The 1,531-nt window shown below is 44.0% G+C and carries 4 protein-coding genes; all 4 read left to right on the top strand.

The features are described 5' to 3' along the window. A partial coding sequence (gene thyX / locus EBR25_13910; protein ID NBW42065.1) for an FAD-dependent thymidylate synthase occupies window positions 1-553 on the top strand: 553 nt, incomplete at its 5' end. Continuing rightward, the gene (locus EBR25_13905) at window positions 550-831 is read left to right on the top strand and encodes a hypothetical protein (protein ID NBW42064.1); all 282 of its coding nucleotides are present in this window, start codon (window positions 550-552) and stop codon (window positions 829-831) included. The genes thyX and EBR25_13905, both read left to right, overlap by 4 nt. Before the next feature lie 163 nt (window positions 832-994). Next, a complete protein-coding gene (locus EBR25_13900; GenBank protein NBW42063.1) occupies window positions 995-1,261 on the top strand; it encodes a hypothetical protein in 267 nt (88 codons plus the stop codon). Then, entirely contained in the window at window positions 1,258-1,461 is a 204-nt protein-coding gene (locus tag EBR25_13895) for a hypothetical protein (protein ID NBW42062.1), read from the top strand. The genes EBR25_13900 and EBR25_13895 overlap by 4 nt, the downstream gene beginning before the upstream one ends. The last annotated feature ends 70 nt before the right edge of the window (window positions 1,462-1,531 follow it).

The following is a 1,531-nucleotide window of genomic DNA, read 5'->3' as shown; positions in this document are numbered from 1 at the left end:
GAAGCTTGCTCGTGTTGATAAGCTTCTTGATATGCTGGCTCGCGAAGGTCATCATACCCCGTTTGAGAAATCTACTTTACACTTTTTGGTCACAACAGATATTGCTTCTCATATTCACCTCCTCAAGCATCGTGTTGGAGTCAGTATCAATGCAGAGTCCGCAAGGTATAAGGAGTTCAAAGTAGATAAGTATTATCTGCCAGAAGACTGGCCACAGGAAGAACAAGATAATCTTGAGGCTTTTATCAAGGACGCTTACGAACGCTACCACGGCTGTATTGAACGCCTTGAGGAGCAAGGTTACTCACGTAAGCGGGCAAAAGAAAGTGCTCGTCTTTATCTTCCTTACGGAATCCAGATTACTTGTGACATTATGTTCAACTGGCGTTCTTTTGCTCACTTTCAAAAACTACGAAACGATGAGCACGCACAAGTAGAGATCCGTGATGTCGCTGCTGAAATGCTTCGTCTGGTAGAAGAACAGGGCGATTTCCCACTCACCATACAGGCTATGCGTAAGTGCGGCATGGTGCCATCGGAGAGCGAAGAATGAGCCTTGAAATCACAGTTTCCAAATCTGTGCATGATGCTTTCAAGAAAGAGCTAAAAGTGTGGGAAGATGTATATGAGAGAGATGGTCATATAATGAACGGGTCGTGGCTATCTGTCAGCGTAGGCTTACAAATTGCTGTTGCTGATGCTCTTATCTCTAGTAAGGAGTTCCAAGAACTATCCGAAAGAGAAAAGTTAATGATGGCTTTCTCCATCGGGCAGGGGATAGAAGACGAGTTTAGAAAGTTCCAGTCAAGGGTTAGGAAGCGCGAAGAATGAGCGGCAATAGCCAAGGCTGGCTTCAGTGTTCACAATGCGGTCACGGTCACATTGTCTACAAGTGGCAATTTGAAGTTGGCGATTATAGAGACAGGGAGCGTTGCCCGCACTGTGGGGTCGGAATCATGTTAGTTGACTGGAAGATATTTTTGGAGAGCGAAGAATGAAAAGATACTTTGCTAAACCCGACACTTGGTTCAAGGAAGGAACCGAAGCATTCTACGAAGAAGAAATGTTTCCAGTTGGAACTCTATTTGATGAAGACGGCATTTCACACGGGTCAGCAATCTACCGAGGAATTTATGTTATTGGCCCAAACGAGGGTTGCGACACCTATTGGCACAGCAAAGGCTATAAAGAAGGCGACGAAGTTGAGATGAGAGAGCACTGCTGTAATAGCGAGTTCTATGTTGTGGAGAGCGAAGAATGAAAGTCGGTGATCTTGTGAGACCAAAAAGTCAGTGGGATGAAAACTTCAAAAAGAAAAAGCATGATATTGGTATTCTTATAGACATTGAAAAAGACTTCTATCGCCACAACGATTATTTTCAAGACCGTCTGACTGTTTGGTGGATTCAGACTGATACGATTTCAAAGGAGCCTACTGGCTATGTGGAGGTTATAAGATGAGCAACGAAGAGCAAATCGCAAAGGAAATCGCTCAAATGTCTGACGATGAAGTAATCCAAAACGCAAAAAA

It is taken from the genome of bacterium, from assembly GCA_009926305.1.
In the GTDB taxonomy this organism is placed as follows: domain Bacteria; phylum Bdellovibrionota_C; class UBA2361; order UBA2361; family RFPC01; genus RFPC01.
This window is presented reverse-complemented; position numbering and strand designations above follow the sequence as displayed.

What these genes read in the sequence shown, in the direction of transcription:
- EBR25_13905 (NBW42064.1), top strand. Translation starts at nt 550, where the DNA reads ATGAGCCTTGAAATCACAGTTTCCAAATCTGTGCATGATGCTTTCAAG.
- EBR25_13900 (NBW42063.1), top strand. Translation starts at nt 995, where the DNA reads ATGAAAAGATACTTTGCTAAACCCGACACTTGGTTCAAGGAAGGAACC.
- EBR25_13895 (NBW42062.1), top strand. Translation starts at nt 1,258, where the DNA reads ATGAAAGTCGGTGATCTTGTGAGACCAAAAAGTCAGTGGGATGAAAAC.